This window comes from Streptomyces sp. NBC_00102, from assembly GCF_026343115.1.
Lineage (GTDB): Bacteria > Actinomycetota > Actinomycetes > Streptomycetales > Streptomycetaceae > Streptomyces.
Genome location: NZ_JAPEMC010000001.1, coordinates 2,918,329 through 2,932,868 on the forward strand (window position 1 = coordinate 2,918,329; position 14,540 = coordinate 2,932,868).

Below are 14,540 nucleotides of genomic sequence, written 5' to 3' on the forward strand. Positions count from 1 at the left end.
GGTATCGATGCTCCGGCCGCCACCCGGCCCGTACGGTCGTCGTACCGGCTCGGGATCCGGGGCGGTCCGGCGGACTCTCCCGTCGGCCGATCGGTTGATGCGGAGGTGGCCCGGCCGGGCCACCATGGAGAAGGCACGGGCGCATCCGCCCAGCTCACGGCATGCGCGGCGGAGCCCGCCGTACGGCCGCGAGCACGACGACATCGAACGCGAGGCGGGTACGAGGTGCGGCTGCCGCGGCGGCGGAGAACCGGTCCAGGGCGAGCGCCGGAAGCCCCGCGCCCGCCCGCCCCTTCCGGTGCCCGGCCGCCCGCCCTCTCCGGTGCCCGCACGCCCGGCCCTTCCGGTGCCCGCACGCCCGGCCCTTCCGGTGCCCGCACGCCCGCCCTCTCCGGTGCCCGCACGCCCGCCCTCTTCGGCGCCCGCACGCCCGACCCTTCCGGTGCCCGCACGCCGGACCCCGACGCGCGATGGCTGGCGCTGCTGCTGCACGCCGCGTTCTTCCTGCTGCTGGGCGCCTCGCTCGCCCGGTTCCTGATGCGCCACCCCGGCGAGGCCCGTACCCCGTGGGTCATCGGGCTGTCCGCCGCGCTCGCCGTCGTCTACGCCCTCGGCCCGGTGCTCGGCTCGCGGCCCACCCCGCGCCGGTTCGCCTGGCTCGCGGGGCTCGTCGCCGTCTGGATGGTGCTGGTCGTCCTCGCGCCGAGCTTCGCCTGGTGCGCCGTACCGCTCTTCTCCACCGGGCTGCGGCTGCTCCCGCCCCGCGCCGCGCTCGTCCTGGTCACCCTGCTCACCGCGTTCGTGGTGGCCGCGCAACTGCGGCTGGCCACCGGCTTCGACCCGAACCTGGTGCTGGCGCCACCCGCCGTCGCGGCCGTGGCGACCGCCGTCCTCGTCCACACGCGCCGCCAGGCCGACCGCCAGCAGGAACTCGCCGTACGCCAACGCGAACTCATCGAGGACCTGGTCCGCACGCGGCGCGAACTCGCCGCGACCGAACGCCGCGAAGGCACCCTCGCCGAACGCCAGCGGCTCTCCATGGAGATCCACGACACCCTCGCGCAGGGCCTCTCCAGCCAGCAGATGCTGCTCCAGGCCGCCGACCGCACCTGGGACACCGAACCGGACACCGCCCGCGCCCATGTCCGTACGGCGACCGGCATCGCCGCCCGCAGCCTCGCGGAGGCCCGCCGCTTCGTCCACGACCTGGCACCCGCCGACCTCGCGGAGGGCGAAGGGCTGGAGGCCGCCCTCCGCGCGCTCGCCGCACGGGCCGGCGCGACCGGCGGGCCCACCGTGCGCTGCCACGTGGAGGGCACCGCGCGTCACCCGCTCCCGGACCGGGTGCAGTCGGCGCTGCTGCGCATCGCCCAAGGCGCGCTCGCCAACGTCGCCGAGCACGCCGGTGCCACCACCGCCGCCCTCACCCTGACCCACCTGGACGACCGGGTGGTCCTCGACGTGGCGGACGACGGCCGAGGATTCGCCGCAGGCCCCGTGGCACCGGGCGGGGAGCAGCGCCCCACCGCGACCGGCCGGGGCCACGGGCTTCCCGCGATGCGCGCCCGGGTACGCCAGCTCGGCGGACGACTGACCGTCGAATCGGCCCCCGGCGAGGGCACCGTCCTGTCGGCGGAGATCCCGCTGCCCACCGCCACCCCCGAGGAGCCCGTATGACCCGCCGCACCGTACGCGTCCTGGTCTGCGACGATCACGCCGTCGTCCGCGCCGGGCTGCTCGCCCTCCTCGGCAGCGAACCGGACCTCGACGTCGTCGGCGAGGCCGGCAGCGGCGAGGAGGCCGTGGTGCTGGCCGCCCGACTGGACCCGGACGTCGTCCTCATGGACCTCCAGCTCGGGCCCGGCATCGACGGCGTCGAAGCCACCCGCCGGATCACCGCCGCAGCGGCGGCGGGCGCCCGCAGACCGGACGCCCACGGTCCGGCAGACGGCCTCGGAGACCGTACGGGAGACGCCCGAGGGCCCCACGTGCTCGTCCTCACGACGTACGACACCGACGCCGACATCACGCGGGCGATCGGGGCCGGCGCCACCGGCTATCTGCTGAAGGCGGAGCGCCCCGAGGAACTGTTCGCCGCGATCCGGGCCGCCGCCGAGGGCCGCACCACGCTCTCGCCGCCCGTCGCGGACCGGATGATGGCCCGGCTGCGCACCCCGCCGCCCGCGCTCACCGACCGCGAGCGGGACATCCTCGGGCAGCTCGCCCGGGGGCTCGGCAACCGGGACATCGCCCGCGCGCTCTTCATCAGCGAGGCCACGGTCAAGACCCACCTGGGGCGCATCTACGACAAGCTGGGCGTCGAAACCCGTGCCGGAGCGGTCGCCAGGGCCAACGAGCAACGCCTGCTGCCCTGAACGCCCTGAACACCTGCCGGACCAACGGGGGCGGCCGGTGCCGCAGGTCACTGAGGCCGGGTCCCGGGACCGTCCCGCCGCCCGCTCCCGGCATGACACCATCGAACCGTGCTCGACATCGGCTACTCCCTCTCGCGTCGCTTCCCCGACCCTCCGCAGACCGACTACCGCCGCGCGGACGTCCACGCGCTGCGCCACGACCTGTTCTCCGGGGACGTGTACCTCGCGGACACCAAGGCGGACCGCGAAGTATCCACAGCCTGGGGATGGGTGCCGGTGCTCGACTTCGCGTGGGCACTCTGCGACATCGTCGAGCAGATCGACCGGGACCCGCGCGGCAACCGCTCGAACAAGGAGCAGTTCGCCGAGCTGGACTTCACCGAGTCCACCGACCGCATGCTCTTCGCACGCCGGTTCGGCTGGGTGGACGTCGAGGCCGACTGGATGGACGCCGACGAGCCGCCGCTCACCTTCACGCACTCCCTGCTGCGCCGCGAGGCCCGCGACTTCCTCCAGGACCTGATCGCCGACCTCTCCGACATGCACGACGGTCTCGCCGACAACCCGGTGATCTGGGACCTCCAGGCGCGCTTCCCCCGCGTCTGACCTCCGGCCTCCGGCCTCCGGAGGGAGGCGGTCCGGCGGGTGCACCTCACGGCTCACTCCTCACGGCTCACGGCTCACGGCTCCACCCGGACCCCGATCTGCGCCGCGAACGCCGGGGCCAGCTCCATCAGCTGCACCGGACTGATCACCGCGCCCGCCAGCCGTTCCACACCCCGCGCGATGTCCAGCTCGGCGGCGGGCCGCAGATCCACCGAGTCCATGGTGACGTTGGTGAAGTCAGCCCGCCGCAGCACGCAGTCACGGAACTCCACCCGCACCAGACGGGCATCCGCGAAGTCCGGCTCGGAGAGCACGCACCCCTCGAAGACGACGTCGGTGAGCCTGGCCCCGCGCAGATTCAGGTAGTCGATCTTCCCGCCACGGACCAGCACCCGTTCCAGCACCGCCCCGTGCATCTGCACCCCGCCGAGGCGCGCGTCCACGATCTCCACGTCGCGCAGCGACGCCTCGGCCAGCTCGGTGGCCACGCCCCGTACGCCGGTCAGCACCGAGTCGAGGAAGCGGGCGCGCACCAGCTCCGTACGGTCCAGCGCGCAGCCGTCCAGCGCACAGTCCATGAACCGCGCACCGCGCCCCGACTGGCCGGCGAGGTCCACGGAGGAGAACCGCAGCCCGTCGTAGTCGCCGTCCGCCTCCAGCTCGGCGTCCTCGTACGGAACGAGCGGCGGCAGCCGCACCTCCGGCCGCCGCGCCGCCGCGATCTCCTTGCGCCTGCCGGTGGCGCTCTTCCCGGCGCTGCCCCTGCTGCTGTTCCTACCGCTGCTGCTGCCGCTGTTACTACCCACGCTCGCTGCCATGGGCCCATCGTGGCGTACGCGACCGACAGCCCGCGCGGGTGGCCTCCGGCCCCGTACGGGCAGGCCCTGCCGGGTCGGAGCGCTCGGCTGGGCCGGGGCGCGCGGCTGGGTCAGGGCGCGCGGCGCAGCCCCACGGTGGACCAGCGCACGCCGGAGCGGCCGTGCAGATCCGCCCGCCCGCTGAGGTGCACCGCGCTGAGGCCCTGCTCCCGGGCCAGCCCGACCGTCTCGTCGACGGAAACGTCGAACATCCGCCGGCCCGCCGGTACGGGCCCGTGCCGCAGGGTCAGCACCACCAGCCCCCCGGGGGCCGTCACCCGCCCCAGCGTCTCCATCCCCGCCGCACGCTCGTCCTCGTCCAGATGCATCCACACGGCGGTCAGCAGCACCAGGTCGAACCGCCGCCCCGACGCCCGTACCGCCCGCAGCTCCGGCAGCTCGTCGTCCAGCCACTCGACCGGCCGCGCCGCGTGGATCACCCGCCCCCGCTCCCGCAGTTCGGCCGTCGGCTCCACCGCCACCACCGTGTGCCCGAGCGCCGACAGCGCGGCAGCGTCCCGCCCGCTCCCCGCCCCGATGTCCAGCACCGAACTGGGCCGTTCGGGATACAGCGCCAACGCCTCGCCGTGCACATCGGCGAAGGTCACACTCTCGTACTGCTCCACCAGCACCTCGGCCGCCTCGGCGTAACCCGACGTGCTCGCACCGCTGTTGAGACCAGCCACTCCCACTCCACTCCCTCGCCCGCGCCGACCGACCCGCATGCCGTGACGAGTTCTCCTCGTGTCGAGCGACCGTATCGCCGCCGGTGAGGACCAGCCCCTGGAACGGCCCTTCGGTCACGTCGAACCCGACCGCCTCTCCGCCTGGGCCGGGGCCACCGCGAGCCGGCCCGGATTTCCGGAGGTGGCCGATCCGCGACCCCGTCTGGCCTACCGCGCCCCGCCCAGCCGGCCCAGCGCCTCGTCGGTCAGCCGGTACACGGTCCACTCGTCCTGCGGGCGGGCACCCAGGGACTCGTAGAAGCCGATGGACGGGGTGTTCCAGTTGAGCACCGACCACTCCAGACGGCCGTAGCCACGGTCCACGCAGATACGGGCGAGCTCGGTCAGCAACGCCTTGCCGTGGCCGCCCCCGCGACGCTCGGGGCGCACGTAGAGATCTTCGAGGTAGATGCCGTGGACACCGCGCCACGTCGAGAAGTTGAGGAACCACAGCGCGAACCCGACCGTCTCGCCGTCCTCGTCGGAGACAGCGATGTGGGCGTAAGCAGCCGGCCGCTCACCGAAGAGCGCCTCGTGCAGCTGCTCCTCGGTCGCCTGCGCCTCGTCGAGCGCCTTCTCGTATGCGGCCAGCTCACGAACCATGGCGTGGATGGCGGGGACGTCTGCTGCGGTGGCGTTACGAATCATGGGGGCAGCGTAGACGCGGCGGGTGGCGGGGTGGGTGCCTGGGAGGGCGGGGGAAGCAGCCCCGCGCGCGCGGGGAGCACGAAGCAGGTGACGTCAGAGGCTAGCTCCGGGAGGGACCATCCCCGCACGCGCGGGGAGCACGACGTCCCGCCCGGGCGCGCGCTGTCCGCCCGGGGACCATCCCCGCACGCGCGGGGAGCACGACGTCCCGCCCGGGCGCGCGCTGTCCGCCCGGGGACCATCCCCGCACGCGCGGGGAGCACCTTCTGAGCGTTCGAGACGGCGAGCTTGGCGAGGGACCATCCCCGCACGCGCGGGGAGCACGCGGGTCCTTTCCGGGGAGCGGCGGGCCGGGGGGGACCATCCCCGCACGCGCGGGGAGCACAACCAGGGTGAGCCGTACGTGGTCCCCGCCGAGGGACCATCCCCGCACGCGCGGGGAGCACCTGTACGTCGCCGTGAAGTACGGCGGCTACTCGGGACCATCCCCGCACGCGCGGGGAGCACTCTTTCTGACCTGCGGGTTCATCGCGCCGAGGACCCGGAATCGGCCAACTTCACCGACTCCGACATATCAACCATTCCACCCAATCGCGTCCGCCAGGCATCCTCGGCCCCGCGCACCGCAGAGCCCCGCCCCAACAACCGCCCCCAGTCTCCCGCATGCGAGACGCCCGGGCCCGCAACTCCCGCTACAGGGAAGCAAAGTACGGGAGTACGGGAGTACGGGAATACGGGAGTACGGGCCGGACCAGACCCCCGCCGTATGCCGCCGCCCCGCGGAACAGCGACAGCAACAACGGCAACGGCCCCGCGCCCACCGTGACGACGGAACGCCGGGGCGTTCGTCGTCCGTGGGGCGCGGGGCCGCCCGTGTTCCGGTCGGGCCGCTACGCGCGGGGCGCTACCGCACGGTCACCGTGACCGCCGAGTGCACGGACTGGCTGGGAAGGGTGACGGTGAGGGTGCCCGTGGCGCTGTCCCAGTGGTACGCATCGCGGGAGAGGCGCTTGCCGTGGGCGGTGACCTCGGTGGGGGCGTGGGTGGTGCCCAGGAGGGAGAGGGTCCAGCGGCGGTTCTTGACCTGGCCCTTGTACGAGCCCTTGGCCGCGGCGATGGACACGGTCTTGAGCGTGTCCTTGCCCGAGCCCTTCTCCTTGTAGGAGACGGCCGTGGTGGCGTTCCGGTCCTTCGTCGTGGTGGTGCCGTCGTCCTCGTAGAGCTTGTACGAGCCGGAGGCGCCTGCGGCGATGGAGAGGGTCACGTCGGTCAGCGGGTTGCGGTCGTTGTCGGTGACATTCGTGGTGCGGGTGGGCATGATGCCGCCGGACTTGATGAAGACGGGCATCGTGTCGAGGGTGGTGGCCACGTCCTGCGTGGTGCCGCCCTGGTAGGTCTTGCCGGTGAAGTAGTCCGTCCACTGGCTGCCCGGCGGGAACCAGACCGAGGTGGTGGCGCTCTCGCCCGGCGTGGTCACCGGAGCGACCAGGACGTCGGAGCCGTAGAAGTACTCGCTGTCGGCCGCCGCGTAGGCCGTCGGCTCCTCGGGGTACTCCAGGTAGGTCGGGCGGACGATCGGTACGCCGGTCCGGTTCGCTTCCTCGGCGAGGGTGTAGGTGTAAGGCACCAGGTTCTCGCGGAGGTTGAGGAAGGCGTCGGCCGACTTGCGGGCCGCCGGGCCGTACTGCCAGGGCAGCCGGTCGCTGTGGTTGCTGTGCAGGCGGTCGACGGGCTGGAAGGTGCCGAGCTGGACCCAGCGGGCGTACAGGTCGTCGGGGAGCTTGTTGGTGCCCTTCTCCGAACCGGCGAGACCCGCCGTGTCGACGTGGCCGCCGATGTCGTGGGTGATGGAGGCCATGCCGGTCGCCGCAGACTCGCCCGGGGTGTAGCCGACCTCGAAGCGCAGCGTGCCCCAGGTGGAGAGGGTGTCACCGGTGAAGTGGAGGGTGGTGCGCTTGTCCGCCCACGGCCCGGTCGGCAGGGCCTGCTGGCCGCTGTATCCGCCGGCCTGGAGAGAGCCGTAGGCGCGGGACATGACGAAGCCGCGGCCGATGGCCCGGGCGGAGTCGTCGGCGTAACTCTGGTTGATCCACGCGTCGGGCGTCACGCCCTGCAGCGAGGACTGCGAGGAGTCGCAGCACCAGTCGAGCCACCAGAAGTCGACGCCCTGCTCGTCCATGGTCCGGTGCAGGTCCATGTAGGCCTTGAGCTGGTCGGCGTCGCCGAAGTCGAAGGTGTAGCAGTCGCTTCCGCAGGCGCCCTTGGCGAGCTTGCCCTTGGCGGTGGCCTGCGCCTGGGCGAACTGGGGGTCGGAACCCTGGATGCTCGGGTGCGTGTTGAGGGTGTTGTGCAGGCCCTGGCTGTCGGACCAGTCGAAGAACCCCTTGGCGTCGGGGAACTTGTTCTCGTCGATCTCCCAACCGCGCCAGGTGTCGACGGCCTTGAAGTCGGTGTCGGTCACCAGCACGTCGAGGGGCACACCCTCCTTACGGAAGGCGGGCAGGATCGTGTTCTGGTAGTCGGCGGCCGTACGGTCGATGTACTCGGAGTACCAGACGCCGTAGGCCCAGGTGGGCAGCAGCGCCGGCGGGCCGGTCAGGGTGGCCAGGTCGGTCAGGCCCTGCTTGTAGTCGTGGCCGTAGCCGAAGACGTAACCGTCCTGGTAGGGAGCTCCGCCGTGGGTGGGGCGGGGGGTCACCTTCTTCGCCCCGGTGTCGTACAGGGCGGACGGTGAGTCGTCCAGCAGGTACCAGCCGTCCTGGCTGAGCAGGCCCGGTGTGGTGACGGGGGCCGCGTTGTCGCCGTTCACGCCGTCCAGGCCGCGGCGGTAGCCGCCGAGCGCGAGGTGAGGCTGCGGTGCGGCCGACTTCGGGGAGGCCACGGAGAGGGTGTCCGCGTTGATGTGGCAGCTGCCGCCGTCGGGGCAGCCGAGGGTGAGGTCATTGGCGCCCGCCTTGAGGGTGACGGGGACGGAGGCCGTCTGCCAGTCGTCCCAGTCCTTGGTGGCGGGGAGTTCCAGGGTGGCGGTCGACGGGGTGGACCCGGCCGCCGACCCGGTGGTCACCACGGAGGCGGTACGGGCCTGGTGGAGGCCGTCGCCGCCCTGGCCGTTGGCGTACCGCACCCGGAGCGTGTAGACGCCGTCCGCGGGGACGCCGACCACGTGCGTGGTCAGGCCGGAGTTCTGGTTGAGCTCGGCGACGAAACCGTTGCCCGCGTACCCCTGGTGGTCCAGGGCTCCGGTGGCGCTGCCCGCCAGCCGGGCCGACTCCGCCTCGCAACTCGTGCCGTAGAGACAGTCCTTGATGGCGGTGGTGGCGGCGGAGGGGTACGAGTCGTCGTCGGCCGCCAACAGGGCGACGCTGTCGACGTTCACCGAACCGGAGTCCGAGGCGGTCCGGGTCAGCGCCACCGTGTGCTGGCCCTTGGTGAGCTTCAGCTGCGCGGTGGCCTTGGCCCAGGTGTCCCAGCTCCCGGTGGCGGGCAGCTCGACCTTCTGCGGGGCGCCGCCGTCGACGGAGAGCGAGAGCGTGCGGGTCTCCGTCTTGCCGTCGCCACCCTGGGCGTTGGCGTAACGCAGAGCGAACCGGTAGGCACCGTCGGCACTGACATCGATGTCAGTGGAGACCGAACTGCCGGTCGCCTCGAAGCCCGCGGCGAAGGCCGCGCCGGTGTGGTCGCGATGGTCGGACGCGGTGCCGAGCCCTTCGAGCCGGAGGTCCTCCGCCTCGCACAGCGCGCCGAGCGCGCAGACGAGCCGCTGCCACGGGGCGGCGGTCACCGGCCGTGTACCCGCGTCGAGTTGGACGGAGAGGTTCTCGGCGTCGAACGGCCCGGAGCCGACCCGGTAGCGCAGGGTCATCCCGCTCGTCCGGATGGTCAGCCAGCCGTCCTTCGTCCGCGCGGTGTAGGAGGCCGGGGTGAACCCGTCCCGCCCGATCGCGTTGAAGGTCGGCGCGTCGGTGAACTTGCCGTCGCCCGCGTACTCGGTACGGACCAGGGTCGGCGAGAGGATCTCGAAGCGGGCACCCCCGGAGGTGACGGTCGGTATCCGGACCGCGTGGTTCCCGCCGGCGGTGGCGGTTCCCGCGCCGGTCAGAGTCGTCGAGGCGGCCACGGCCAGGGCGGCGACCGTACCCGCTCTCCGGCGCACGCGTTGACTTCCGGCACGGCTCTTCGATGCGGCTTCCACAGCGCAACTCCGTTCATTTGTACGCCGGTTCGCGACTCGTCCCCGCCGCGTCGGCTACGTTCTCCACGTCTTTCCCACGTTGCAAACAGACACTCGGGATGCAGGAGAACACGGGCTCTCGCGCGGTGTCCATAACGCTGCACCGTCTGCCGCACGTGGGCAGCCGGGGCGACCAGGCCTTCGGCGACCACCCCGGGAGGCGGGGAGAGTTGAGGGTTGATGACTCACCGTCACCGACCGAGCAGCCGCCGGGCGATCTCGGCGTGGTCCGGGGCGAGGGTGTGCGCGCCGGACCTGCTGCGCCAGAGCACGTTCTGGAGGACCCGGCCCAGCGTCCAGGCGCGGGCCCGCTCACGGTCGTAACCGGGACCGAGCGCCTCGCTGAGGGCGTCGAAGCGCCAGAGGACGTCCGCCGCGTCGAAGCGGTTGTCCAGGGCCGGGAAGAGCTCGAACCCGGGGTCGCCGGCGAGGGGCTTGGGGTCCAACGCGACCCACTCATGGGCGCGTTCCGTACCGGGGCGGCCGGCCAGGACGTTGTCGTAGTGCAGATCCCAGTGGAGCAGCCGGTCCCCCGGTTCGCCGGCCACCTCGCGCAGTGCCGCCGCGCAGTCCGCGACCAGCCGCCGCTCCTGGTCGTCGGCGAGCAGGGGCAGGGCGCGGGGCGCCTCCGCCAGCATCCGCGCCGCCATGTCCGCCAGCGTGCGCAGCCCCCGCGGCGCGGGTACGGCCACCAGCCGGGCCAGCGCCTGCGCGAGGACGCCCACCGCCTCATGGACGTCGGGGAGCGCCGACAGCGGCCGGTTCTCGTCCAGGCGCTCCAGCAGCATCGCGCCGGTCACCGGGTCGTGGTCGAGCAGCGCGACCGTCCCTGCCCCCGCCTCGCCCCAGACCCGCAGCGCGAGCGCCTCGCCCGCCGACTCCTCGTCCAGCAGCTGGAGTTTCAGCGCCGCCGGAAGGCCGGCCGGGACGCCCTCGCCCGGGACGCCTCCGCCCGGGACGCCCTCGCCCAGGGCGTCTTCGCCCGGGGAGCCGTCCCGGACCACCGGGAGGACCAGCGCGCACATCCCGTACATCGGCGGGCCGTCGACGCGCAGCCCCCACTCCCGCACGTAGCGGGCGGCCAGCTCCGGCAGGGCGTCGGTGAACGCCCTGCCGGCCGCCCCGTTGAACATGGTCTGGGTGGCGATCAGCTCTTCCGGGATGTCGATCACGCCCCCGATCGTAGGGCCGTGCGTCAATCGGGACCATGGAGCGAAACCGCCCGGCAACAGCCGTCGCCTCCGCGATCGGCGGCTGGATGGCCCGGGCCCCGGGCACGTACCTCTGGTTGACGGTCCTCCTCGTCACCACCCACCTGCTGGGTCCGCTGCTGCCCGCGGCCGAGGAGCTCGTCCGGGTGCCCGCACCCACCGACCCGCACGTCCTCGTGGACCGGCCGTTCCGCGTGTTCCTCGCCGGTCTGCTCTGGCTTCCGCAGGGCGGACACTGGGCGCTCTGCGCGGTGCTCTTCACCCTCCTCCACGCGCCCGCCGAACACTGGCTGGGAACGTGGCGGTGGTGCGCGGTGGTGGCCGTCGCGTACGTACCCGCCGGGCTGCTCGCGGAGGCCGTACTGCTCTGGGCGGTACGGCACGGGCACGCACCGCTCTCCGCGACCGACTCCCTCGTGTACGCCACCGATCAGGGGATCGCGGGGATCGCCGCGGTGCTCACCTACCGGCTGCCGCGCGTCTGGCGTTACGCGTACGCCTTCGCCGTCCTCGTCTTCTGCGGGGTCCCGCTGGGCGCCGGACCCGACGTGACCGACCTCGGCCGCTTCGCGGCGGCCCTCGCCGGACTGGCCTGCTACCCGCTGACCCGCAGGCCCCGACCCCGGGCGGGACGCCCAACGCACCCCGTACGTGCGCCGGGTGGACGGCGGCCCCGCGAGACGGGACGGGCCGCGGCCCAGTAATCTCCCGCAACGGGCGGCACTTTCCCCATGAATGCTGTCCGCCGACGCGCCGGTCATCCCTACGCGTCGCCCCAACGCACCGGATCTCCCCGATGCCCCGGTCACCCCACCGCACCGGATCTCCCCGACGCACCGGACAGCAGAGGCAGCATGAGCAGCGGCAGAACCGCCGGAACCGTCAACGGCGGCATATCGTTCTGGTTCGCGCGGGCGGGCATCCCCGCCCCCCGCGAGCCCCTGCCCGGCGACACCCACGCCGACGTGTGCATCGTCGGCGGCGGTTACACCGGGCTCTGGACGGCGTACTACCTGAAGAAGGCCGTCCCCTTCCTCAACATCACCGTGCTGGAAGCCAAGTTCTGCGGTTACGGAGCCTCCGGCCGCAACGGCGGCTGGCTCTACAACGGCGTCGCGGGCCGCGACCGCTACGCCAAGCTGCACGGTCACGACGCGGCGGTCCGGCTCCAACGGGCCATGAACGACACGGTCGGCGAGGTCGTCCGGGTCGCCGCCGAGGAGAAGATCGACGCCGACATCCACCGGGGCGGCGTCCTCGAAGTCGCGTACACCCCGGCGCAGCTCGCCCGGCTCAAGGACTACCACTCCGTCGAGATCGCCTTCGGCGAGCGGGACCGGGTGCTGCGCGGCGCCCGCGAGACCGCCGAACGGATCAAGGTCAACGGTGCGGTCGGCTCCACCTGGACCCCGCACGGCGCCCGCCTCCACCCCGCGAAACTGGTCACCGGGCTCGCGGCGGCCGTCGAGGCGCTCGGCGTCACCGTCCACGAGTCGACCCCGGTCACCGAGATCCGGCCCAAGCACGCCGTCACCCCGTACGGCACGGTCCGCGCCCCGTACATCCTGCGCTGCACCGAAGGGTTCACCGCGAGCGTCAAGGGCCACCGGCGCACCTGGCTCCCGATGAACTCCTCGATGATCGTCACCGAACCCCTGCCGGCCGCCCTCTGGGACACCCTCGGCTGGGAGGGCCGCGAGACCCTCGGCGACATGGCGCACGCCTACATGTACGCCCAGCGCACCGCCGACGACCGGATCGCGCTCGGCGGGCGCGGCGTCCCGTACCGCTTCGGCTCGAAGACCGACACCGACGGGCGCACGGCCCCCGGCACGGTCGAGGCGCTGCGCGACCTCCTCGTCCGCTTCTTCCCCGCCGCCGCCGGGGTCGCCGTCGACCACGCCTGGTCGGGGGTGCTCGGCGTGCCGCGCGACTGGTGCGCGACGGTCACCCTGGACCGCTCCACCGGCCTCGGCTGGGCGGGCGGCTACGTCGGCTCCGGCGTCGCCACCGCCAACCTCGCCGCCCGCACCCTGCGCGACCTGATCCAGCAGGACTCCGGGCAGGCCGGCCCGACCGGGCTGACCGCCCTGCCGTGGGTGAACCACCGGGTACGCCGCTGGGAACCCGAACCGCTGCGCTGGCTCGGCGTCCACGGCATGTACGCCGCCTACCGGGCCGCCGACCGCCGGGAGACATCGTCCTCGCGCGCGGACTCCGACCCGCTGGCCCGGGTGGCGGACCGGATCGCGGGGCGGCACTGAGGAACGGCGCTGCGGGGCGACGGCGGGGTGGCGTGAACACGCTTCCGCACCGCGCCCCCCAGCCCTACGCTGCCGCCATGACCGCGAACCGCGCCACCCCCTTCGAACTGGTGATCTTCGACTGCGACGGCGTCCTGGTGGACAGCGAGCGCATCTACGTCACGGTGGACGCCTTCGTCATGGCGGAGCTGGGGGCGCCGTTCACCGAGGCGGAGATCGTCGAACGGTTCGTGGGCTCCTCCACGGAGGTGCTGCGGGCCGCGATCGAGGAGCGGCTCGGCCGGCCCCTGGGCCACGACTGGGATGCGCCGTACGCCCACCTGTACCGCGCCGCGCTCGCCGAACTGACCCCCGTGGACGGCATCCCCGAGGTACTGGCCGCGCTCACCGTCCCCTACTGCCTCGCCTCCAACGGCTCCCACCGCTCCATCCGCCGCAGCCTGACCACGACCGCGCTGAGCCACCACTTCGAGGGCCGCGTCTTCAGCGCCGCCGACGTCGCCCGGGGCAAGCCCGCCCCCGACCTCTTCCTGCACGCGGCCCGCACCCTGGGGGCCGACCCCGCACGGTGCGCGGTGATCGAGGACAGTGCGTACGGGGTCGCCGCGGCCCGCGCCGCCGGTATGCGGGCCTTCGGCTACAGCGGCGGCCTCACCCCGGCGGCCCGCCTCGAAGGCCCCGGCACGGTCGTCTTCGACGACATGCGCGCTCTGCCGGGGCTGCTGGCCGCCGCCGCAGCGGGCTGAACGGGCTCCGCACGGGCGTGCGCGTCCGTACTCCGCCCGGCGGACGCGCCGGGGGAACGAGGAGATCGGGGGGAACGGGGGGAACGGGGGGGGGGAACGCGCCGTCAGGCGGGCGTCTGCGGATAGGTGTGCCGGAGCGCTTCGAACGCCGTGGGGCGCGGGCGGTCCCGCAGGAACTCCCGGATGCGCCGGGCGCACTCACCGGGGTCCAACTCCGCCGTTTCGAGGTCGAGATCATGCGGGCCGTGCGCGTGCACGAGCGGGAACTGCAGCGCCGCCAGCCCCTGCGGCCGGTCCCCCCGCGCCCCCTCCCTGCGCTCCAGTTCCGGCAGTGGGCAGCGGACCGCCACGAGCACGGTGTCCTGCGGCACCAGCAGCGTGAGCAGGTCGAGCAGCCGCCAGCGGCGGCTGAGCGGATGGTCGACCACCACGTTGTTCCCCGCGGCGGCCATACCGGCCACCGCACGGTGGAACCCCTTGACCGTCCGGTCGATCTCGGCCTGGAGCTCTTCCTCCGGCAGGGCGCTTCCGCCTCGCATCGCGTGGAACGCGTCCACCGCCAGGTGGAACCAGCTCCCCTCAAGGGTCGCCATGAGCTCCCGGGCGATGCTCGACTTGCCCGAACTGGAGGTGCCGTTGAGCAGCACGACCGTGCCGCCCGCCGGGGTGGGCGGCACCACGGCGTGCGCGGGGTCGTCCCCGGGCGCGCCGGCCCGCACGGGACCGTCTCCGAGCACGACACTCGCGCCGGGTGCACCGGGTGTTGGGGGCCCGCTCGTGTCCACGGGTCCGCTGCCGGTTCTCATGGGTGCCTGCCTCTCCTCGGATCCTCGGACCGCCGCGCGTCCGTCATGCTCCCAGCCGCACCGGCCCTCCG

General features: G+C 73.3%; 12 protein-coding genes, 1 pseudogene and 1 CRISPR repeat array. Of the genes and pseudogenes, 7 read left to right on the forward strand and 6 right to left on the reverse strand.

Annotated features, from left to right (window positions below):
• Window positions 1–225 precede the first annotated feature (225 nt).
• The 3 genes from OHA55_RS12955 to OHA55_RS12965 all read left to right on the forward strand — a co-directional run bounded on the left by OHA55_RS12955 (window position 226) and on the right by OHA55_RS12965 (window position 2,981).
• Entirely contained in the window at window positions 226–1,677 is a 1,452-nt protein-coding gene (locus OHA55_RS12955; protein ID WP_266705909.1) for a sensor histidine kinase, read from the forward strand.
• Complete coding sequence (locus OHA55_RS12960; protein ID WP_266705911.1) at window positions 1,674–2,375, forward strand: response regulator transcription factor; 702 nt, start codon at window positions 1,674–1,676, stop codon at window positions 2,373–2,375. Before OHA55_RS12955 ends, OHA55_RS12960 begins: the two co-directional genes overlap by 4 nt.
• 108 nt (window positions 2,376–2,483) lie before the next feature.
• The gene (locus OHA55_RS12965) at window positions 2,484–2,981 is read left to right on the forward strand and encodes a hypothetical protein (protein WP_266705913.1); all 498 of its coding nucleotides are present in this window, start codon (window positions 2,484–2,486) and stop codon (window positions 2,979–2,981) included.
• A gap of 74 nt (window positions 2,982–3,055) precedes the next feature.
• Here OHA55_RS12965 and OHA55_RS12970 read toward each other — a convergent pair whose 3' ends face one another.
• Window positions 3,056–3,703, reverse strand: coding sequence for a pentapeptide repeat-containing protein (locus tag OHA55_RS12970; protein WP_266710611.1), 648 nt, complete (start codon window positions 3,701–3,703; stop codon window positions 3,056–3,058).
• Window positions 3,704–3,909: 206 nt separating this feature from the next.
• On the reverse strand, window positions 3,910–4,524 hold the full coding sequence (locus OHA55_RS12975) for a bifunctional 2-polyprenyl-6-hydroxyphenol methylase/3-demethylubiquinol 3-O-methyltransferase UbiG (RefSeq protein WP_266705915.1): 615 nt from the start codon (window positions 4,522–4,524) through the stop codon (window positions 3,910–3,912).
• Between the two features lie 58 nt (window positions 4,525–4,582).
• Between OHA55_RS12975 and OHA55_RS12980 the strand changes: the two are divergent.
• Window positions 4,583–4,693, forward strand: a pseudogene (locus OHA55_RS12980) (deaminase); the annotation flags it as partial.
• Between the two features lie 38 nt (window positions 4,694–4,731).
• Here OHA55_RS12980 and OHA55_RS12985 read toward each other — a convergent pair.
• The 3 genes from OHA55_RS12985 to OHA55_RS12995 all read right to left on the reverse strand — a co-directional run bounded on the left by OHA55_RS12985 (window position 4,732) and on the right by OHA55_RS12995 (window position 10,614).
• Complete coding sequence (locus OHA55_RS12985; RefSeq protein ID WP_266705917.1) at window positions 4,732–5,211, reverse strand: GNAT family N-acetyltransferase; 480 nt, start codon at window positions 5,209–5,211, stop codon at window positions 4,732–4,734.
• Between the two features lie 51 nt (window positions 5,212–5,262).
• A CRISPR array of direct repeats spans window positions 5,263–5,718; the repeat unit is 29 nt; unit sequence GGGACCATCCCCGCACGCGCGGGGAGCAC.
• Between the two features lie 397 nt (window positions 5,719–6,115).
• Complete coding sequence (locus OHA55_RS12990) at window positions 6,116–9,364, reverse strand: TIM-barrel domain-containing protein (protein WP_266705919.1); 3,249 nt, start codon at window positions 9,362–9,364, stop codon at window positions 6,116–6,118.
• Window positions 9,365–9,633: 269 nt separating this feature from the next.
• The gene (locus OHA55_RS12995) at window positions 9,634–10,614 is read right to left on the reverse strand and encodes an aminoglycoside phosphotransferase family protein (RefSeq protein ID WP_266705921.1); all 981 of its coding nucleotides are present in this window, start codon (window positions 10,612–10,614) and stop codon (window positions 9,634–9,636) included.
• Window positions 10,615–10,649: 35 nt separating this feature from the next.
• On the opposite strand from OHA55_RS12995, the gene OHA55_RS13000 reads away from it, so the two are divergent.
• The 3 genes from OHA55_RS13000 to OHA55_RS13010 all read left to right on the forward strand — a co-directional run bounded on the left by OHA55_RS13000 (window position 10,650) and on the right by OHA55_RS13010 (window position 13,663).
• On the forward strand, window positions 10,650–11,357 hold the full coding sequence (locus tag OHA55_RS13000; protein WP_266705923.1) for a rhomboid-like protein: 708 nt from the start codon (window positions 10,650–10,652) through the stop codon (window positions 11,355–11,357).
• A gap of 150 nt (window positions 11,358–11,507) precedes the next feature.
• Entirely contained in the window at window positions 11,508–12,917 is a 1,410-nt protein-coding gene (locus OHA55_RS13005; protein WP_266705925.1) for an FAD-binding oxidoreductase, read from the forward strand.
• 77 nt (window positions 12,918–12,994) lie between these two features.
• Complete coding sequence (locus OHA55_RS13010) at window positions 12,995–13,663, forward strand: HAD family phosphatase (RefSeq protein ID WP_266705928.1); 669 nt, start codon at window positions 12,995–12,997, stop codon at window positions 13,661–13,663.
• A 104-nt stretch (window positions 13,664–13,767) separates the two neighbouring features.
• Here OHA55_RS13010 and OHA55_RS13015 read toward each other — a convergent pair whose 3' ends face one another.
• Window positions 13,768–14,469: a chloramphenicol phosphotransferase CPT family protein gene (locus OHA55_RS13015; protein WP_266705930.1), complete on the reverse strand. Its 702-nt coding sequence runs from the start codon at window positions 14,467–14,469 to the stop codon at window positions 13,768–13,770.
• Window positions 14,470–14,540 lie beyond the last annotated feature (71 nt).